The organism is Pseudonocardia charpentierae (genome assembly GCF_031845345.1).
GTDB classification, from domain to species: domain Bacteria; phylum Actinomycetota; class Actinomycetes; order Mycobacteriales; family Pseudonocardiaceae; genus Pseudonocardia; species Pseudonocardia charpentierae.
Genome location: NZ_JAVREJ010000001.1, coordinates 196,218 through 209,796, shown reverse-complemented (window position 1 = coordinate 209,796; position 13,579 = coordinate 196,218). Strand labels below are relative to the sequence as shown.

General features: G+C 71.3%; 15 protein-coding genes and 2 pseudogenes. 6 read left to right on the top strand and 11 right to left on the bottom strand.

Annotated elements, in window-relative coordinates; genetic code table 11:
* Positions 1-40: 40 nt before the first annotated feature.
* Complete coding sequence (locus tag RM445_RS01055) at positions 41-769, bottom strand: alpha/beta fold hydrolase (RefSeq protein ID WP_311554010.1); 729 nt, start codon at positions 767-769, stop codon at positions 41-43.
* 106 nt (positions 770-875) lie between these two features.
* Between RM445_RS01055 and RM445_RS01050 the strand changes: the two genes are divergently transcribed.
* Entirely contained in the window at positions 876-2,057 is a 1,182-nt protein-coding gene (locus RM445_RS01050; RefSeq protein WP_311554009.1) for a glycosyltransferase, read from the top strand.
* Positions 2,058-2,060: 3 nt separating this feature from the next.
* Here the strand turns inward: RM445_RS01050 and RM445_RS01045 are convergent, their stop codons facing one another.
* Entirely contained in the window at positions 2,061-2,909 is an 849-nt protein-coding gene (locus tag RM445_RS01045) for an alpha/beta fold hydrolase (protein WP_311554008.1), read from the bottom strand.
* A 162-nt stretch (positions 2,910-3,071) separates the two neighbouring features.
* Here RM445_RS01045 and RM445_RS01040 point away from each other — a divergent pair, with 162 nt between their 5' ends.
* Positions 3,072-4,469 carry an MFS transporter gene (locus RM445_RS01040; RefSeq protein ID WP_311554007.1) on the top strand — a complete coding sequence of 466 codons (1,398 nt, stop codon included), beginning with the start codon at positions 3,072-3,074 and terminating at the stop codon, positions 4,467-4,469.
* On the opposite strand, the gene RM445_RS01035 is transcribed toward RM445_RS01040, so the two are convergent.
* Positions 4,422-5,354, bottom strand: a complete 933-nt coding sequence (locus RM445_RS01035; protein ID WP_311554006.1) for a LysR family transcriptional regulator — start codon at positions 5,352-5,354, stop codon at positions 4,422-4,424. The two genes, RM445_RS01040 and RM445_RS01035, sit on opposite strands and share 48 nt — an antisense overlap.
* Before the next feature lie 53 nt (positions 5,355-5,407).
* On the opposite strand from RM445_RS01035, the gene RM445_RS01030 reads away from it, so the two are divergent.
* Complete coding sequence (locus tag RM445_RS01030; protein ID WP_311554005.1) at positions 5,408-5,713, top strand: antibiotic biosynthesis monooxygenase family protein; 306 nt, start codon at positions 5,408-5,410, stop codon at positions 5,711-5,713.
* On the opposite strand, the gene RM445_RS01025 is transcribed toward RM445_RS01030, so the two are convergent.
* The 5 genes and pseudogenes from RM445_RS01025 to RM445_RS32245 form a co-directional block, all read right to left on the bottom strand.
* Positions 5,710-6,390, bottom strand: coding sequence for a hypothetical protein (locus tag RM445_RS01025; RefSeq protein WP_311554004.1), 681 nt, complete (start codon positions 6,388-6,390; stop codon positions 5,710-5,712). The genes RM445_RS01030 and RM445_RS01025 overlap by 4 nt on opposite strands.
* Positions 6,285-6,647: a S24/S26 family peptidase gene (locus tag RM445_RS01020; RefSeq protein WP_311554003.1), complete on the bottom strand. Its 363-nt coding sequence runs from the start codon at positions 6,645-6,647 to the stop codon at positions 6,285-6,287. The genes RM445_RS01025 and RM445_RS01020 overlap by 106 nt, the downstream gene beginning before the upstream one ends.
* On the bottom strand, positions 6,644-7,234 hold the full coding sequence (locus RM445_RS01015; RefSeq protein ID WP_311554002.1) for a TasA family protein: 591 nt from the start codon (positions 7,232-7,234) through the stop codon (positions 6,644-6,646). The genes RM445_RS01020 and RM445_RS01015 overlap by 4 nt, the downstream gene beginning before the upstream one ends.
* The gene (locus RM445_RS01010) at positions 7,231-7,506 is read right to left on the bottom strand and encodes a S24/S26 family peptidase (RefSeq protein ID WP_311554001.1); all 276 of its coding nucleotides are present in this window, start codon (positions 7,504-7,506) and stop codon (positions 7,231-7,233) included. The genes RM445_RS01015 and RM445_RS01010 overlap by 4 nt, the downstream gene beginning before the upstream one ends.
* Before the next feature lie 580 nt (positions 7,507-8,086).
* Positions 8,087-8,284 (bottom strand): annotated as a pseudogene (locus tag RM445_RS32245) (alternate-type signal peptide domain-containing protein); the annotation flags it as partial.
* Between the two features lie 297 nt (positions 8,285-8,581).
* Between RM445_RS32245 and RM445_RS01000 the strand changes: the two are divergent.
* Complete coding sequence (locus tag RM445_RS01000; RefSeq protein ID WP_311553999.1) at positions 8,582-8,860, top strand: hypothetical protein; 279 nt, start codon at positions 8,582-8,584, stop codon at positions 8,858-8,860.
* 16 nt (positions 8,861-8,876) lie between these two features.
* Here RM445_RS01000 and RM445_RS00995 read toward each other — a convergent pair whose 3' ends face one another.
* Both RM445_RS00995 and RM445_RS00990 read right to left on the bottom strand, forming a co-directional pair.
* The gene (locus RM445_RS00995; RefSeq protein WP_311553998.1) at positions 8,877-10,514 is read right to left on the bottom strand and encodes a hypothetical protein; all 1,638 of its coding nucleotides are present in this window, start codon (positions 10,512-10,514) and stop codon (positions 8,877-8,879) included.
* A 39-nt stretch (positions 10,515-10,553) separates the two neighbouring features.
* Positions 10,554-11,063: a MarR family winged helix-turn-helix transcriptional regulator gene (locus RM445_RS00990; RefSeq protein WP_311553997.1), complete on the bottom strand. Its 510-nt coding sequence runs from the start codon at positions 11,061-11,063 to the stop codon at positions 10,554-10,556.
* Positions 11,064-11,089: 26 nt separating this feature from the next.
* On the opposite strand from RM445_RS00990, the gene RM445_RS00985 reads away from it, so the two are divergent.
* Positions 11,090-11,548 carry a nitroreductase/quinone reductase family protein gene (locus RM445_RS00985; RefSeq protein ID WP_311553996.1) on the top strand — a complete coding sequence of 153 codons (459 nt, stop codon included), beginning with the start codon at positions 11,090-11,092 and terminating at the stop codon, positions 11,546-11,548.
* Positions 11,549-11,609: 61 nt separating this feature from the next.
* The gene (locus RM445_RS00980) at positions 11,610-12,899 is read left to right on the top strand and encodes an HNH endonuclease signature motif containing protein (protein ID WP_311553995.1); all 1,290 of its coding nucleotides are present in this window, start codon (positions 11,610-11,612) and stop codon (positions 12,897-12,899) included.
* Between the two features lie 15 nt (positions 12,900-12,914).
* Here the strand turns inward: RM445_RS00980 and RM445_RS00975 are convergent.
* Positions 12,915-13,504: pseudogene (locus tag RM445_RS00975) on the bottom strand (2-oxo acid dehydrogenase subunit E2).
* Positions 13,505-13,579: the final 75 nt, after the last annotated feature.

Below are 13,579 nucleotides of genomic sequence, written 5' to 3'. Positions count from 1 at the left end.
GAAACGGCTCAGACGGACGATCGACCACTTGCGGTACGCGTCAGTCGCCGACGGAGGCGGCTGCGGCGAGGATCGCGTCGATCGTGACCTGAGGGTTCGACACCATCGACACGTGGGAGCCGGCGACCTCCGTGATCGTCGCCCCCGCGCGCTCGGCCATGCTCCGCTGCGCGCCGGGGGGAATGACCCGGTCCTCGGTGCCCACGACGGCCCAGCTCGGCAGCGACGACCAACCCGGGTCACCCGACGGCGTGGTGTTCGCGCCCAGGGTGATCGGCCGCTGGCTCTCCACGATCAACCAGCGGTCTGCCTCGGGGAGGTCCTGCGCGAAGGAGTTGTGCACGGTGTCGGCCTTCAGGAACGCCTCGACGTCGCCCTCGGGTGCGCCCGGGTAGCCGACGAGGTCGAGGACCGTGGTCGGGTCGGGCACGGCGAGCGCCGAGCCGGACGGGCCCAGGATCTGGAAGACCGTCTCGCCCTTGTCGGGGGCGAAGGCGTCGACGTAGACGAGTGCCCGCACGTCGCCGCCGCCGGTCGCGGCGTTGGTGATGACGAAGCCGCCGTAGGAGTGCCCGACCAGGACGACGGGACCGCTCGTGCGCTGCGCGACGAACGACGAGATGTACGGCGCGTCGATCGCCACCCCGCGCAGCAGGTTCGGTGGGGTGAACACGGGGAAGCCCTGGCCCCGCAGCGCGCCCGCGACGGCGTTCCAGCTGGACCCGTCGGCCCATGCTCCATGGACCAACACAATCGTCGGCTTCGGCACGCCGTCTCCCCGTGATCGTCGAGATGATGTCGATCGTCAGCGTAGGGGCGGGAGGTCGTCGCGGACACCCTCATGATCTGCGCAAACGAGGAGGAATGATGCACCGGTGCGCCTCCAGTTGCTGACGGCCGGGTCCCGCGGCGACGTCGAGCCGTTCGCCGCGCTGGCCCGGGCCGCACAGGATCGCGGCCACGAGGTGCGCCTCGGCCTGCCCGATCACAGCGACGTCGACGTCTCGGGTTTCGACACCGCGAGCCTGGGCGTCGACTTCGCCCGCTTGATCGCCGAGCAGGGCGTCTCCCCGCTCGCGGCCTTCCGCGGGATGCGTGCCGTCATGCGCACGCTGCTCGTCACCGCGGTCCGGCAGACGCTCGAGTACGTCCCCGACCTCGTCGTCGCCCATCCGAAGGTGCTCTCGGCACCGCTCGCTGCACGCCGGCTCGGGATCCCTTACGTCATGGCCGCGCCCACGCCGGTGGTGACCCCGACGCGCGCATTCCCGGCCCCGGGCGTCCTCCCCTTCTCGTTAGGTCCCCTCAACCGGGCCACCTACGTGGCGGCCGCGGCCGGCAGCCGGATGTTCGCGGCCGAGCTCGCCGACGCCGCGCGCACCGCGGGCGTCGAACCCGTCCGACGGATGCCCGAGGCGGACGCGACGCTGATACCGATCAGCGAGCACCTCGTGCCGCGGCCGCCGGACTGGCCCGCGAACGTCCAGCTCACTGGACCGTGGATCGGCCGCCGCATAGCGACGCCGGATCCGGAGGTCGAGGCGTTCATCGCCGGCGGAACGTTCCTCTACGCCGGGCTGGGGTCGATGGCGACCGGTGACCCCGTCGCGCGGGCGTCGACGATCGTGCGTGCCGCGCGCGACGCGGGCCTGCGTGTTCTCGTCGCGACCGGTTGGGGCGGGCTCGTCCTGCCGGCGGCGTCGGCGGGTTCCGACGTGCTCGCGGTCCGCACGGTCGACCACGCCGCCGTCCTGCCGCACGCGCAGGTCGCGCTGCACCACGGCGGAGCCGGAACCGTGCATGCCGTCGCGCGTGCCGGAGTCCCGTCGGTCGTCGTGCCGTTCCTGGCGGACCAGCCGTTCTGGGCGGGCGTGCTGCACCGGCGCGGCATCGCACCGCCCGCGATCCGGCCAAGGCGGTTGACGACGGCGCGGTTGCGGCACGCCCTCGACGAGGCCGGTGGGATGCGCGACGCGTCGGCCGCCGTCGGCCGCGCGATGGCGGGCGAGAACGGAACCGACCGCGCGCTGGGTCTGCTGGAGGCCCTGGTCCGGTGAGAGCTACGACGTGCCGGTCTGACCCTCGCGTCCCACATCGGCGAGCGGGGGAGTCGACGCCACCCGGTCCAGGAAGGCGAGCAGGACGGCGGTGAACTTCTCGGGGTTGTCGAGATTGCTCGCGTGCCCGGCTGAAGGGATCACGGCGTACTCGGCGAGGGGCTCGCTCTGCGCCCAGGCGCGCGTGCTGGTGGCGATGTCCCCGATGGCGTCGCGGTCGCCGTGGACGAGCAGTGCGGGTACCGGCAGCCGGTAGTCCGGATCGGGCTGCAGGGCGCTCGTGAGCAGCGAGGAGAGGATGGCGACCGTCTCCTTGTTGGAGCGGTGCGCGTTCACGGCGAGGACGTAGGCCCGCGCGCCGGGGTCGGTCGCGGTCAGGTTCGCGGCGTGATGGGCGAAACCGTCGCCGGTGAACATCGCCTGCGCGTTCAGCATGGCGACGGTCATCGCTGCGGCCAACGGTTGACGTGCCGCGGTGTTGCAGGTGGCGTCAGCGAGCACCACGGCGCTCACGCGGGCCGGGTCGCGGTACAGCACGGCCTGGGCGATGTTCGCGCCCAGGCTGAGCCCGACCAGCACCACCTGCGGGGCGGTGAGCTCGTCGAGCAGGGCGACGACGTCGTCGACCGCGGCGTCGAAGTCGAACTCGCCGGTCGAGGTGCCGTGGGACCGCAGGTCGGGGAGGACGAGGTGGAAACGCTCCGCCACGGCGTCGACCTGCGGAGCCCACGCGCGGTGGTCCATCGTGGCGCCGTGGAGAAGGACGACGGTGGGTCCGTCGGCGGTTCCCCCGGTCCAGTACTGGATCGTCGCGTCGGGCCGGACGAGCTCGTGCGCCTGAAGTGCTGTCATGCGTCCCTCTCGTCACGCTGCCAGACCTCTTGAGTACCCCGGGCGTGCCCCGGTACCCCCGCCGGCCCCCTGCTGTGGTGAACGGCATCGACACATGCGGGTTGTCGGGCGCCAACGAGCGACTGTTTCCGCTTCGCCGTAGGGCTGCACAAGATCGGTCCGGTGGACCGCACCGAACCGGCCGTGCACCGCCCGGCCCTCGTCCTCGGCGTGCTCAGCGCGTCGATCCTGCTCGACGCCCTCGACCTGTCGATCACGCAGGTCGCGCTGCCGAGCATCCAGCGTGACCTCGCGCTGCCGGCCGCGGCGCTGCAGTGGGTGGCCACCGGCTACGCGCTGACCTACGGCGGGTTCCTGCTGCTCGGCGGTCGGGCCGCCGATCTCTGCGGGCGGCGTCGGGTTTTCCTCGGCGGTCTGGTGCTGTTCGGCGTGATGTCGCTGGCGGCGGGGTTGGCGCCCAACGCCCTGCTGCTGGTGGCCGCCCGCTGCGTGCAGGGCATCGGTGCCGCGCTGACCGTGCCGGCTGCGGTGTCGATCATCGCTACGACGTTTCCCGAGGGCGCACAGCGGAACCGGGCCCTGGGCGTCTTCGCGGCCAGTGCGTCGGCCGGGTTCAGCGTGGGGCTCGTGCTGGGCGGGGTGCTCACCGACCTGCTGGGTTGGCCCTGGATCTTTCTGATCAAAGGGCCGATCGTGGCCGTGGTGCTGCTCGTCGCGATGCGGTCGCTCCCGGGCGACCCGCCGGCCGACGACGTTCGGCGGCCGATCGACGTGGCCGGCGCCGTGACCGGCACGGCCGGCGTGCTGCTGCTCGTGCTGGCGGTGTCGCAGGCGGCGGAGCCGACGATGGGTACCTGGCTGCCGGTGGCCGCAGGTGCGGTCGCGGTGGTTCTCATCGCCGCGTTCGTGGTCGTGGAACGCCGTGCGGCGGACCCGCTGATCCCGCGCGGGCTGCTCCGCAATCGCACCGTGGGCTCCGCCGACCTCGCCTCGCTCACCGTGCTGGCCGCCCCGTTCGGCTTCTCCTTCGTCGCCACGCTGTACTTGCAGGACGTCCTGGGCTGGCGGCCGCTCGGTGCCGGGCTGGCGCTGTTGCCCGGTGCCGTGCTGTCGATCGTCGTGTCCCGGTGGGTCGCCCCCGGCCTGGTGGATCGCTCCGGCCTGCGGACGGCTGGCGTGACGGGTCTGCTGCTGGTCGCGGCCGGCTTCGCGCTCCTGCTGCGGCTCGACCCCGACACGGGATACGTAACCGGGCTGCTGCCGGCCGTCGTGGTCTGCTTCGGGCTGGGGATGGGCATCGCGTACCCGGTGTTCACGATCGCCGCGGTGTCCGGGGTGGACGCGGCCGAGCAGGGCGTCGCCGCCGGAGTCCAGTCGACGGCATTGCAGGTCGGTGGCGGCCTCGGGCTGGCGCTGGTCAGTGGCGCCGTGTCGCTCGGGCTGGGGCCGGAGCAGGGGCCGCCGACCATGGACGCGTTGCACCTCGGCGCGGCCGTCGGAACGGCGTTGCCGCTATTGGGTGCTGCGGTCGCCGTCTTCGGGCTGGGCCGCCGGGAGTGACCACCCGCGCTCGTGGACCATGGCCTGGGCCGCGGCCAGCAGCGCCTCCACCGGCTCGCCCGCCTCGCCTGCCCACATGACCGACCACGGGAACCGGATCTCCGGGTCGACCAACGGCCGGAACACCACCCCGTCCGGCACGGTGAGCCAGGCGTTGGTCGGCACCACGCAGCGGCGCTCGGCGGCCAGCTCGGCCGCCGCGGCCGGCCCCCACGTCGTTCCGGGGTAGCGGCGAGGCCGGAAACCGGCCTGCTGGCAGTGCCGGAGGACGAGCTGGTTCCACTCCGGAGCCACCTCGTCGGGGGGCAGCAGCCACACCTCGTCGGCGAGCGCGGCGACCGAGACCGTTGACCGCCCTGCGCAGGGGTGGTCGGCGGCCAGCATGACCTGCACCGTCTCCTGCCGCAGCGGTTCGACGGCGACGTCGTCCGGTGCGGCCGCGGCGTCGCCCAGCAGGACGTCCAGCTCGCCGTCGCGCAGCGCCACCAGCCCGCCGGGCACCCCGATCTCGCGCTGCCTGATCTCGATCTCGGGCCGGTCTTCGCGCAGCCGGCGCAGCACGAGAGCGCCGGTCTCGAGGTTGCTGGAGGAGATGTCGACCCGTAGGACGGCGCGGTCGGGGGTGCCGGCCCGCACCGCGGCGACCGTCTCGTCCGCCATGGTCAGCAGCCGGCGGGCGCGGGGCAGCAGGATCTCGCCGGCGGGGGTGAGCGCGACGCGGCGGGTGTCACGGACGAAGAGCGGCTCCCCGAGCTCGTTCTCCAGCTGCTTGATCGACGACGAGAGCGCCTGCTGGGCGAGGAACAGCTTGCCTGCGGCTCGGGTGAAGTTCAGCTCCTCCGCGACGGCGACGAAGTGCCGCAGGTGGCGGAGCTCGGGTGGCATGGGGTCATTCTGCCGCGACGGACCCGTGGTGCGGGTTGCCCCGCGGTGCGACGATGGCCGGCGTGGTGCTGGAGATCGCGGACTTCGCCGTGTTGCCGGGGAAAGAGGACGAGTTCGCCGCTGCGGTGCGGGAGGGGTTGGCCTTGATAGCCGACACACCGGGCTACCGCTCCGCCCGCCTGACTCGTGGCGTCGAATCGCCGAGCCGGTTCGTGCTGCTGATCGAGTGGGAGAGCCTGGAAGCGCACACGGTCGGGTTCCGCGAGTCGGAGAACTACACCCGCTGGCGAGGCCTCGTCGGGCCGTTCTTCGACGGGGCACCCCGGGTCGAGCACCTCAACGACGTCCTGACCCGCTAGCTCGCTGTACCGCAGGAAGGTGCGACGCCCAGGAGCCCGAGCCTTACCGTCTGCTTCGCCGCCACCGACGTCCAGGACGGCGTGTTCGGAAGTGCGGCCGTGATCTGGATCGTGTGCGTCACGCCGGCCACAGATTGCAACGGTGTTAGGTAGCTCGCCGACCGCGTGGCGCCGGTTCCGTTGACGGTCAGCGCCTGCCCGGTCTCGACGACGACCGCCCTGTAGGTCAGCGCGTATGGCGCCGTCACCGCCGTCCACGTGACCGTGACTGTCAGCAGTGCACCTGAGCACCCGGTGATCACCGGCTTGGGGACCGTGTAGGCCGCCAGCGAGATCCCCCTGATCGGCACCGCGTCGATCCACGCCGCCGACGTCGGCTGCGGCGCGGAGGTCCCACCCGCAACGAGCCCCACGACCAGCACCAGCCCGGCGGCCGTCGAGACTGCCCGCCGAGAAGCCGAGCCCCGCGGCCACAACACCCACAGCAGGAAGACCAGGTACGCGCCGAGCAGCATCGTGGCGGTCGGACCGGCGAGCCACTTCAGTACATAGCCCCCGGCGGGCACGGAGATCAGCACCAGGTCGGCGCCGTCGGCCGAGTAAGGGAGCGGGTCGGCCGTCTGGTTGGCATCGCCCTTGAGCCGCAGCATGTTCCGGGCGGCGTCGGCCTCGACCACGCGTGGGTGATCCGCACCCCGCGCGCGTCGAACACGCTCACCACGTCGCCGCGTGCGAGGCGGGCGAGCTCGGCCGGACGGGTGACGGCGAGGTCGCCGGTCTCGATCGCCGGGGCCATCGAGCCCGAGATGAACACGAGCGGTCGGACGCCGACGGTCGCACTCAGCAGCGTGAAGACCAGGCACAGCGTTCCCACGACGGCACCGACGGTCAGCGCCACCTCGCGCAGAACCCGCAGGAGCCGGTGCTCGGTCACGGCGTCGAGGTCGCGGTGACGGTGAACGTCGCCGTCGCTGTCTTGCCCTGCAACGTGGTCGGTGCGTCGGTCGCGAACGTCACCTGGAAGCACAGTGGCGCGCCCGTCGCCCCGGACGCTAGCTGCCCCTGCGCCGTCCCGACGACCGTCGCAGCCGTGTTGGCCGTCAGGGCCAGACCCGTCACGACCGCCGTGCCGCCGGTGCAGGTCGCCGCGTTCCCGGTACCGGAGCGGGTGCCGTTGGCGGAGATGTTCAGCTTCAGCGCGCTCGCCGTCGCGAACGCCGCGGCGTCGGTACCGCCGAGCCCGCCGGTGATGGTGTAGGTGAACGGCGCCGAGCCGGCGTTCTTCACGCGGAAGACCTCGGAGGACGTCGCGCCCGGTGCCATGTCGGTCATGGACAGCGTCGTGCTCGTGACGGCGTTGAGGTCGTTCAGTTGGAGGTCGATCGTGCCCGACTTGAACGTCGTCCCGGTGATCGGAGCGGTGTCCGTCCAGCTGGCCAACGTGCCGACCGGGCTCAGTCCGACGACTGTGCCGAGCGCCAGCACCGCTCGCAGACGCCCCTTCGGCCGTGCACCGCTCATGCCGAAGCCCGCCGTCGCCGGTAGGCACTGACGAACATCACGCCGGCGTACCCGAGGAGCAGGACCGCGACCACCTGCACGCCCCGCTCCCGCTGGTCGCCCGTGAGCAGCCCGCTCACGTGGCCGAGGCCGGGCACGGCGTACCAGAGCACACCCCGCACCTGCTCGGGACGCACCCACTGCAGACCCGGGCTGTTGTTTGTGTCGCCCCGGGTCTGGAAGCGCATACGGCCGTCGGGGTGGCGGGCGATCGCGACCACCCGGTGGGTCACGACCTCCGGCTTCCCGGAGACGAGCTGGAAGGGTGATCACGGATCCCAGGCCGACGGAGCCGTGGGGTCGCGTGACGATCATCGTTCCTGGCGGATACGCGGGGCTCATCGAGCCGGTGAGGACGGTGTAGGGCGTGGCGCCTGCGAGGCGCGGCACGAGGACGGCCGCCCCAGGACGAACGCCGCCACCAGGAGTATCGACGCGGCGAGCACCATGCGGGCGAACCGGGCGGCCTCCCCCGCCTTCGTGGCTGCGGGACGCCGCCCGGTCGGGGCGAACTCGATGGTCATCGGCGTACTGCGGTGGCGCCGTCAGACAGGGTCGTGCGTCTGCGTCGCCGTCACCGCGATGGTGTTCAGCGTGGCTGTCAGGTTCTGGCTGGCGTTCGTCGCGGTCGGGCCGTTGAAGGTGACGCCGATCGTCGCGATGATCTCGTTGGTGGCGCCGGTGTCGTCGGCGTCGGTGATGTGGTTGCGCGACGCGCCGTTGACGGTGAACGTCGCGGTCGGGACCAGCTCCGCCCCGGGCGATCAGGTTGATCGTGCAGGTCTTCGTCAGCGTGTCACCGGGCACGATCAGCTGGGTGGTGAGGGTGGCGCCCCCGTCCAGCACCCAGCCGGCGCCGCAGGCGGGCGTGCCCAGGTCCAGCTGGCCCGAGGAGATCGGGCCGCCGGGGACGTTCTCGGTGTCGTTCCAGTAGGCGAGCGTCCCCGCTCCGCCCGTGAGCAGCAGCGCCGCGACGACCGCGGCGAGTGACCCCTTCGTCGTGCTGTTCATCGTCTTCCGCTCCCCCTGTCGCCAGGCCTGGTCCGCTGGCGAGTGGGGGATTATCAGCAGCTCCGGCGGCTGCGAGCAGCGCCTGCTCACGCATCGTGCCCGAAAAAGTGCGTTCGGTAGCAGGGCGGCCCGACGGGCTCCGCTGCCTCGTCGTGTCGGATCGTCGCGACGGTGAAGAAATTGAAGCATTGAATTTGTCGACGACACCATTCCTGGAAAAAGGACCATGACGAAAGGCCTTACGACCATGAAGGCGGAGCGGGATACTCGCTTTCCCTCGACGTGGAGGAGGCTGTCATGCATCTCGGAGTGGTGCACACGATTCGTGACCGCGCGGCATGGGACCGGGCGTTCTTCGCCGACAAGGAGTTCCCACCCGGCTTCACGCTGTTCGGCACCGTCACGCAGGACGACATCAGCCGGGCCATCTGCATCTGGGACGCCCCGAGTGTCGACGATCTCCAGCGCACGCTGGACGAGATGTTCGGGGATGCGGCCGTGAACGACTGTTTCGTCGCAGACCCGGCGCGATCGGTCAATCTGGCGGCGCCGCAGACGTCGGCTGCACAGGCCTGAACCCGGCGTTCGGGGTTCATCGTCGGTACTTCGCGCTGCCTTCGACGACGCCGGAATGCGACAGCTTCTTGGCGAAGCAGTCCTGCGGCGCGAAGTGGTGTGTGCCGCACCAGTCGTTGGCTTCCTCTGCAGAGGAGAACCGCTCGCGGACGACCGTGATCCAGAAATCACCGTCGTAGTTCCAGTCCGTGGACTTCAGCAGGACTGCGCCTGGATATTGCCGGCGAAGTGCTTCGTGGCCGGCAAGGACGGCTACGTCTGTCGCCGTTCGGTCGGTCGTCGACGATTCTGCGGGCCGGGCGGACAGTTGTGCGACCCACGATTCCGCCAGTGTCTCGACGACGGCGGCGTCCCGGGCACGTACCTGCTCGAGAGCAGCCGTCGGGTCGTCCGGACGCGGCTGCGTCGAGGTGGTGGGCGTCTGTTCCGACACAGTCGGGTCAGCCACGTGAGCGACGGATCGACGCGCTGCCGTGCTCACGCCGACGACACCCCCGATGGCGACTGCGGCCGTCGCCACACACGCTGCCAGGCGGAGTGCGTTCCTCCGTCGGCGAGGAGGAGTCGACTCCAGGCGTCGGGTTCCTGATGGCGTAACGCGGTGCGACGGCTCAGGCGGTAGGCGATGGGTTTCCGCGTCGCCGAGGTCGTGGTGGGCCGGAGCGGCGACGGGTGACGCCGCTGCGACGGCTGCGGGACGCGGCGGCGTGACGGTCGCGAGACGGCGCGGGGTGGCGAGGGACTCGCGCAGGTGCGTCAGTTCGATCAACCAGTCCTGCGCGGGAGGCCTGGCTTCAGGATTGCGCGCGCCGTCGACGAAGGCGGCCCGGAAGAACTGTTGAAGCGTCTCGGGGAGCGCGGCCAACGGTGCACTGCTCGGGTAGGGCGCCAGCCTTCTGTCGCCTGCGTACGTCCACAGCCCTTCCTGAGCGAGCACGTGTTCCGGAGGGTTGTCTCCGCCCCCTCGCCATTGCCCTCGGAAGGGGTGCGCGCCGTCGAGCAACAGCAGGTGCAGATGCAGAGCCAGGGTGAAGATGTCACTGCTGCTCGTCCGGAGCATGCTCGACAGCGATGACGGCAACTGCAGCTCGGGGGGTGTGCAGGCGTCCCGCCCGGCGACACACGGAAACCGTCTGTGCGACACGGGGTCGACGACCTGCATCCGGTCGCATCCGAGCAGGGTGACGTGACCGTCGCTCCAGGCCAACAGGTTCCACTCCCGGAAGTCGCCGATGACGACGTCGCCGTCGTGGAGCACCGCGACGGCCCGGGCCAGGTTCTCGGCGACAGCTAGCCGGTCGTGCCAGGTCGTGGTGTGCCGAGTCGCAAGATCGGGGATCGTGATCGCCGCGCGGGTGTCGATGCGCGGCATGACGAAGCCCGCGAACTGACCGGCGACGTAGGCGGCGTCCTCGGGCCATGCGCAGATCACCGGTCCGGTGCGGTCAGGGCGGTAGGCGGGTGGATTGGCGATCATCGACTTGATGCGCGCCTCGAGATCAGGCCGTTTGTGCAGAGTTGCCGGCAGGTACTGCTTGAGCGCCAGGTCAGGACCGGCGGACACGACGGCGTGGACCAGTGCCTGTCCGTTCTGGTCGAGCTGCTCACCGACCTCGTAGGTCTGGCCCGTTCGCCGGCAGACGAACTCGGTCATGGCCGACCCCTTCCCGGTGCCGCCGACGCACTGTCGGCGTCAAGGTCCTGCTGCCTCGTCGGCTCCCCGCCGAGTCTGCTCGGCAAACCGCGGCTCGGCGGTTCGCGGCCTGCTCGCCGCCTCGCCCTGGCGGTCGCGCAGCGCCTCGTGCAGCTTGCGCATGCTCGTGGCCACCTCGTCGAGCGCGGCGTCGTCGAGGTGGGTGCCGAGGGTGTCCATGAGCAGCCGGATGTAGACGACACGCGCCTGGTGGACGACCCGCGCGCCGTCGTCGGTGATCACGGCGTAGACCTCACGACGGTTGTGCTCCGGACGGTCACGGCCCACCCAGCCGCGTTCGACCAGTCGGTCGATGATCCTCGTCAGGCCGCCCCGCGTGACGCCGAGCCGGTCGGCCAGATCGAGCATCTGCAGGCGGTGGTCCGGGGTGCAGGCCAGCTCGTTCAGGACGTCCATGTCGGACAGCGAGCACTCCGCCTCCGTCCGCAGCCGCTCGTCGACGAGCTTGCTCATCTCCCGGTAGGCGAAGTGCAGGCTCGCCCACGCCAACAACCCGAGGAGTCGGCGCGACGATCGTGAAGAGCAAGACGGGAACGCGCGGGATGCGCGGGTCGCGGTGGGCGGCGCTGCTGGCGCGGGTGCTACGGCCAGTCATGATCAGGCATCACCGCCGGAGCGGCGACCAGTTCCGGGGCCGCGCGGTCCTGTACCTGACTACGGTGGGGGCGCGGACCGGCACGCAGCGACAGAGTGCGGTCGGCCACGAGCCCGACGGTGAGGGTGCGTGGCTGGTGGTCGCGTCCTTCGGCGGTGCAGCGCACCACCCCGGCTGGTACCACAACATCGCCGCTCACCCGGATCAGGTGTGGATCGAGGTGGGTGGGCACCGGCACCGGGTGCGGCCCGAGCAGCTCGAGGGGCCGCGGCGGGCGGAGGCGTGGGCGAAGATCATCGCGAGTCGGCCGAGCATGGCCGGCTATCAGGAGAAGACCGATCGCGTCCTGCCGGTACTACGGCTGACCCGAGTGGGATGAGTTGTCCACAGGGTGCGCCGAACTGCACCTATTCGAACCCCTGTTCGAATAGAATGAGGCCATGTCCGTAGCCTCGCTCGCCACTGCGCACCGCCTGCTTCTGCAGGCCGTCGACGCGCTGGGCGAGGCGGCCGGCCTGAGCTCCGACGCCGAGCTGGTGTCGGTTCTGACGCTGTGTGAAGGAGTCACGCGGCGCCTGGACCGGGTCACCGTGGATGCACTGGCCGCGTTGGAGCGGCGCGGGGTGTTCGCGGAGCGCGGCTACACATCGGTGTCGGCGGCGTTGAGTGATCTGCTCGGCTGGGAGCGGTTCGAAGCGCGCCGGCGGGTGGTCGTCGCCGAGCAGGTGACGTCGCGGGTCGGGTTGGACGGGACGCCGCTACCGGCTCGCCTGCCGGCCACTGCCACGGTCTTCGCGGCCGGGCGGGCGAGCCTGCGGCACGTCGAAGTGATCGCCCGTGTGCTCGGTTCGGATGCCGCGGAGCGGTTGTCGCCTGAGCAGTGGGCGGGCGCGGAGGAACAGTTGGCCGGCAAGGCGGAGCTGTACACCCCGCGCGAGTTGCACGAGTGGGGTGCGGCGCTGGTCGAGGCGCTGGATCAGGACGGTGAGGAGCCTGACGACCGGCCTGCGGCCGGGGTGAACGAGCTGCACCTGACCCGGTTGCCTTCCGGGGGTGGGAAGATCAAGGGCCGGTTCGACGACGCCGCGATGTTCGACGCGATCGCCGCGGTGGTCGACGCCAAGGCCCGCCCGCTCACCGGCGACGACGACCGCCCGCCAGCCCAACGGCAGGCCGAAGCGCTGGCGGATGTGTGCGGCTACGTCCTCGACCATGCCCCGTCGGCGATGCTGCCGGAGTGCGGCGGTCGGCGCCCGCACCTCACCGTGCTGGTCCGGCTCGAGGACCTCCAGAACCGTGCCCGGGCGGCGTGCCTGGACTTCGGCGGCACAGTTTCACCCGAGTCGTTGCGCATGCTCTGCTGCGACGCTGCCGTGGTCCCGGTCGTGCTGGGCGGCCAGGGCCAGCCGCTGGACGTCGGGCGGATCACCCGCACGATTCCGGACGGACTGCGCCGGGCCGTCGCCGCCCGTGACCGCGGTTGCGCACATCCCGGCTGCGGTCGCCCGGCCTCGTGGTGCGAGGTTCACCACATCCGCGAGTGGGAGAACGGCGGCCCGACGCGGTTGGACAACCTGGTGATGCTCTGCCGTGTCCATCACCGGCAGATCCACTCCACCGACTGGGTCGTCCGGATCCGCGACGGGTTGCCCGAGTTCATCCCGCCGCGGTGGATCGACCCCGAGCAACACCCACGGCGACGCGCACTGCCGCACCTGTCGGACGCGTGAGCGGCCGACGGCGGCTCACCCCTGCAGCAGTTCCCGTACGGCAGCCAGGAATGCCGCTCCTGTCGCCCCGTCCACAGCCCGGTGATCGCAGGTCAGGGTCAGTTCCGCGATCGGGCGCCAGGCGGGGTCGCCGCCGTTCCACACCTGCCGCTGCCGGGTGGCGCCAACGGCGAGGATCGCGACCTGCGGGACGTTGAGGATGGCGTCGAAGTAGTCGATGCCGAGCATCCCCAGGTTGGACACCGTGAAGGTGCCGCCGCTGATGTCGGCCATCCCCAGCTTGCCGCTGCGGGCCTTGTCGACAACGGTACGGCGGGCGTCGGCGAGGCCGCCGAGGTCGAGCCCGTCGGCGCCGTGGATGACGGGGACCACCAGCCCGCATCGGTGGCCACTGCGACGCCGAGGTGCACCGCGTCGAATACGGTGACGGAGGCGCCGTCGCAGTGGGCGTTGAGGGCGGGGTGCGCTTTCAGTCCGGCAGCACACGCGGCGAGGAGTGCATCCGTCACGGTGCCGCCGGGTGACCGCTCCTTCGTTCCGAGTGCGTACGTCATGTCGACCTCGACGGCCAGGTGGAACACCGGGACGGCCCAGGCCTCGACCATGCGCCGCGCGGCGACCTTGCGGATGCCGCGCAGCGGTGTGGTGGTGCCCTGGAGCCTCGACGGCGGTCACGCCTG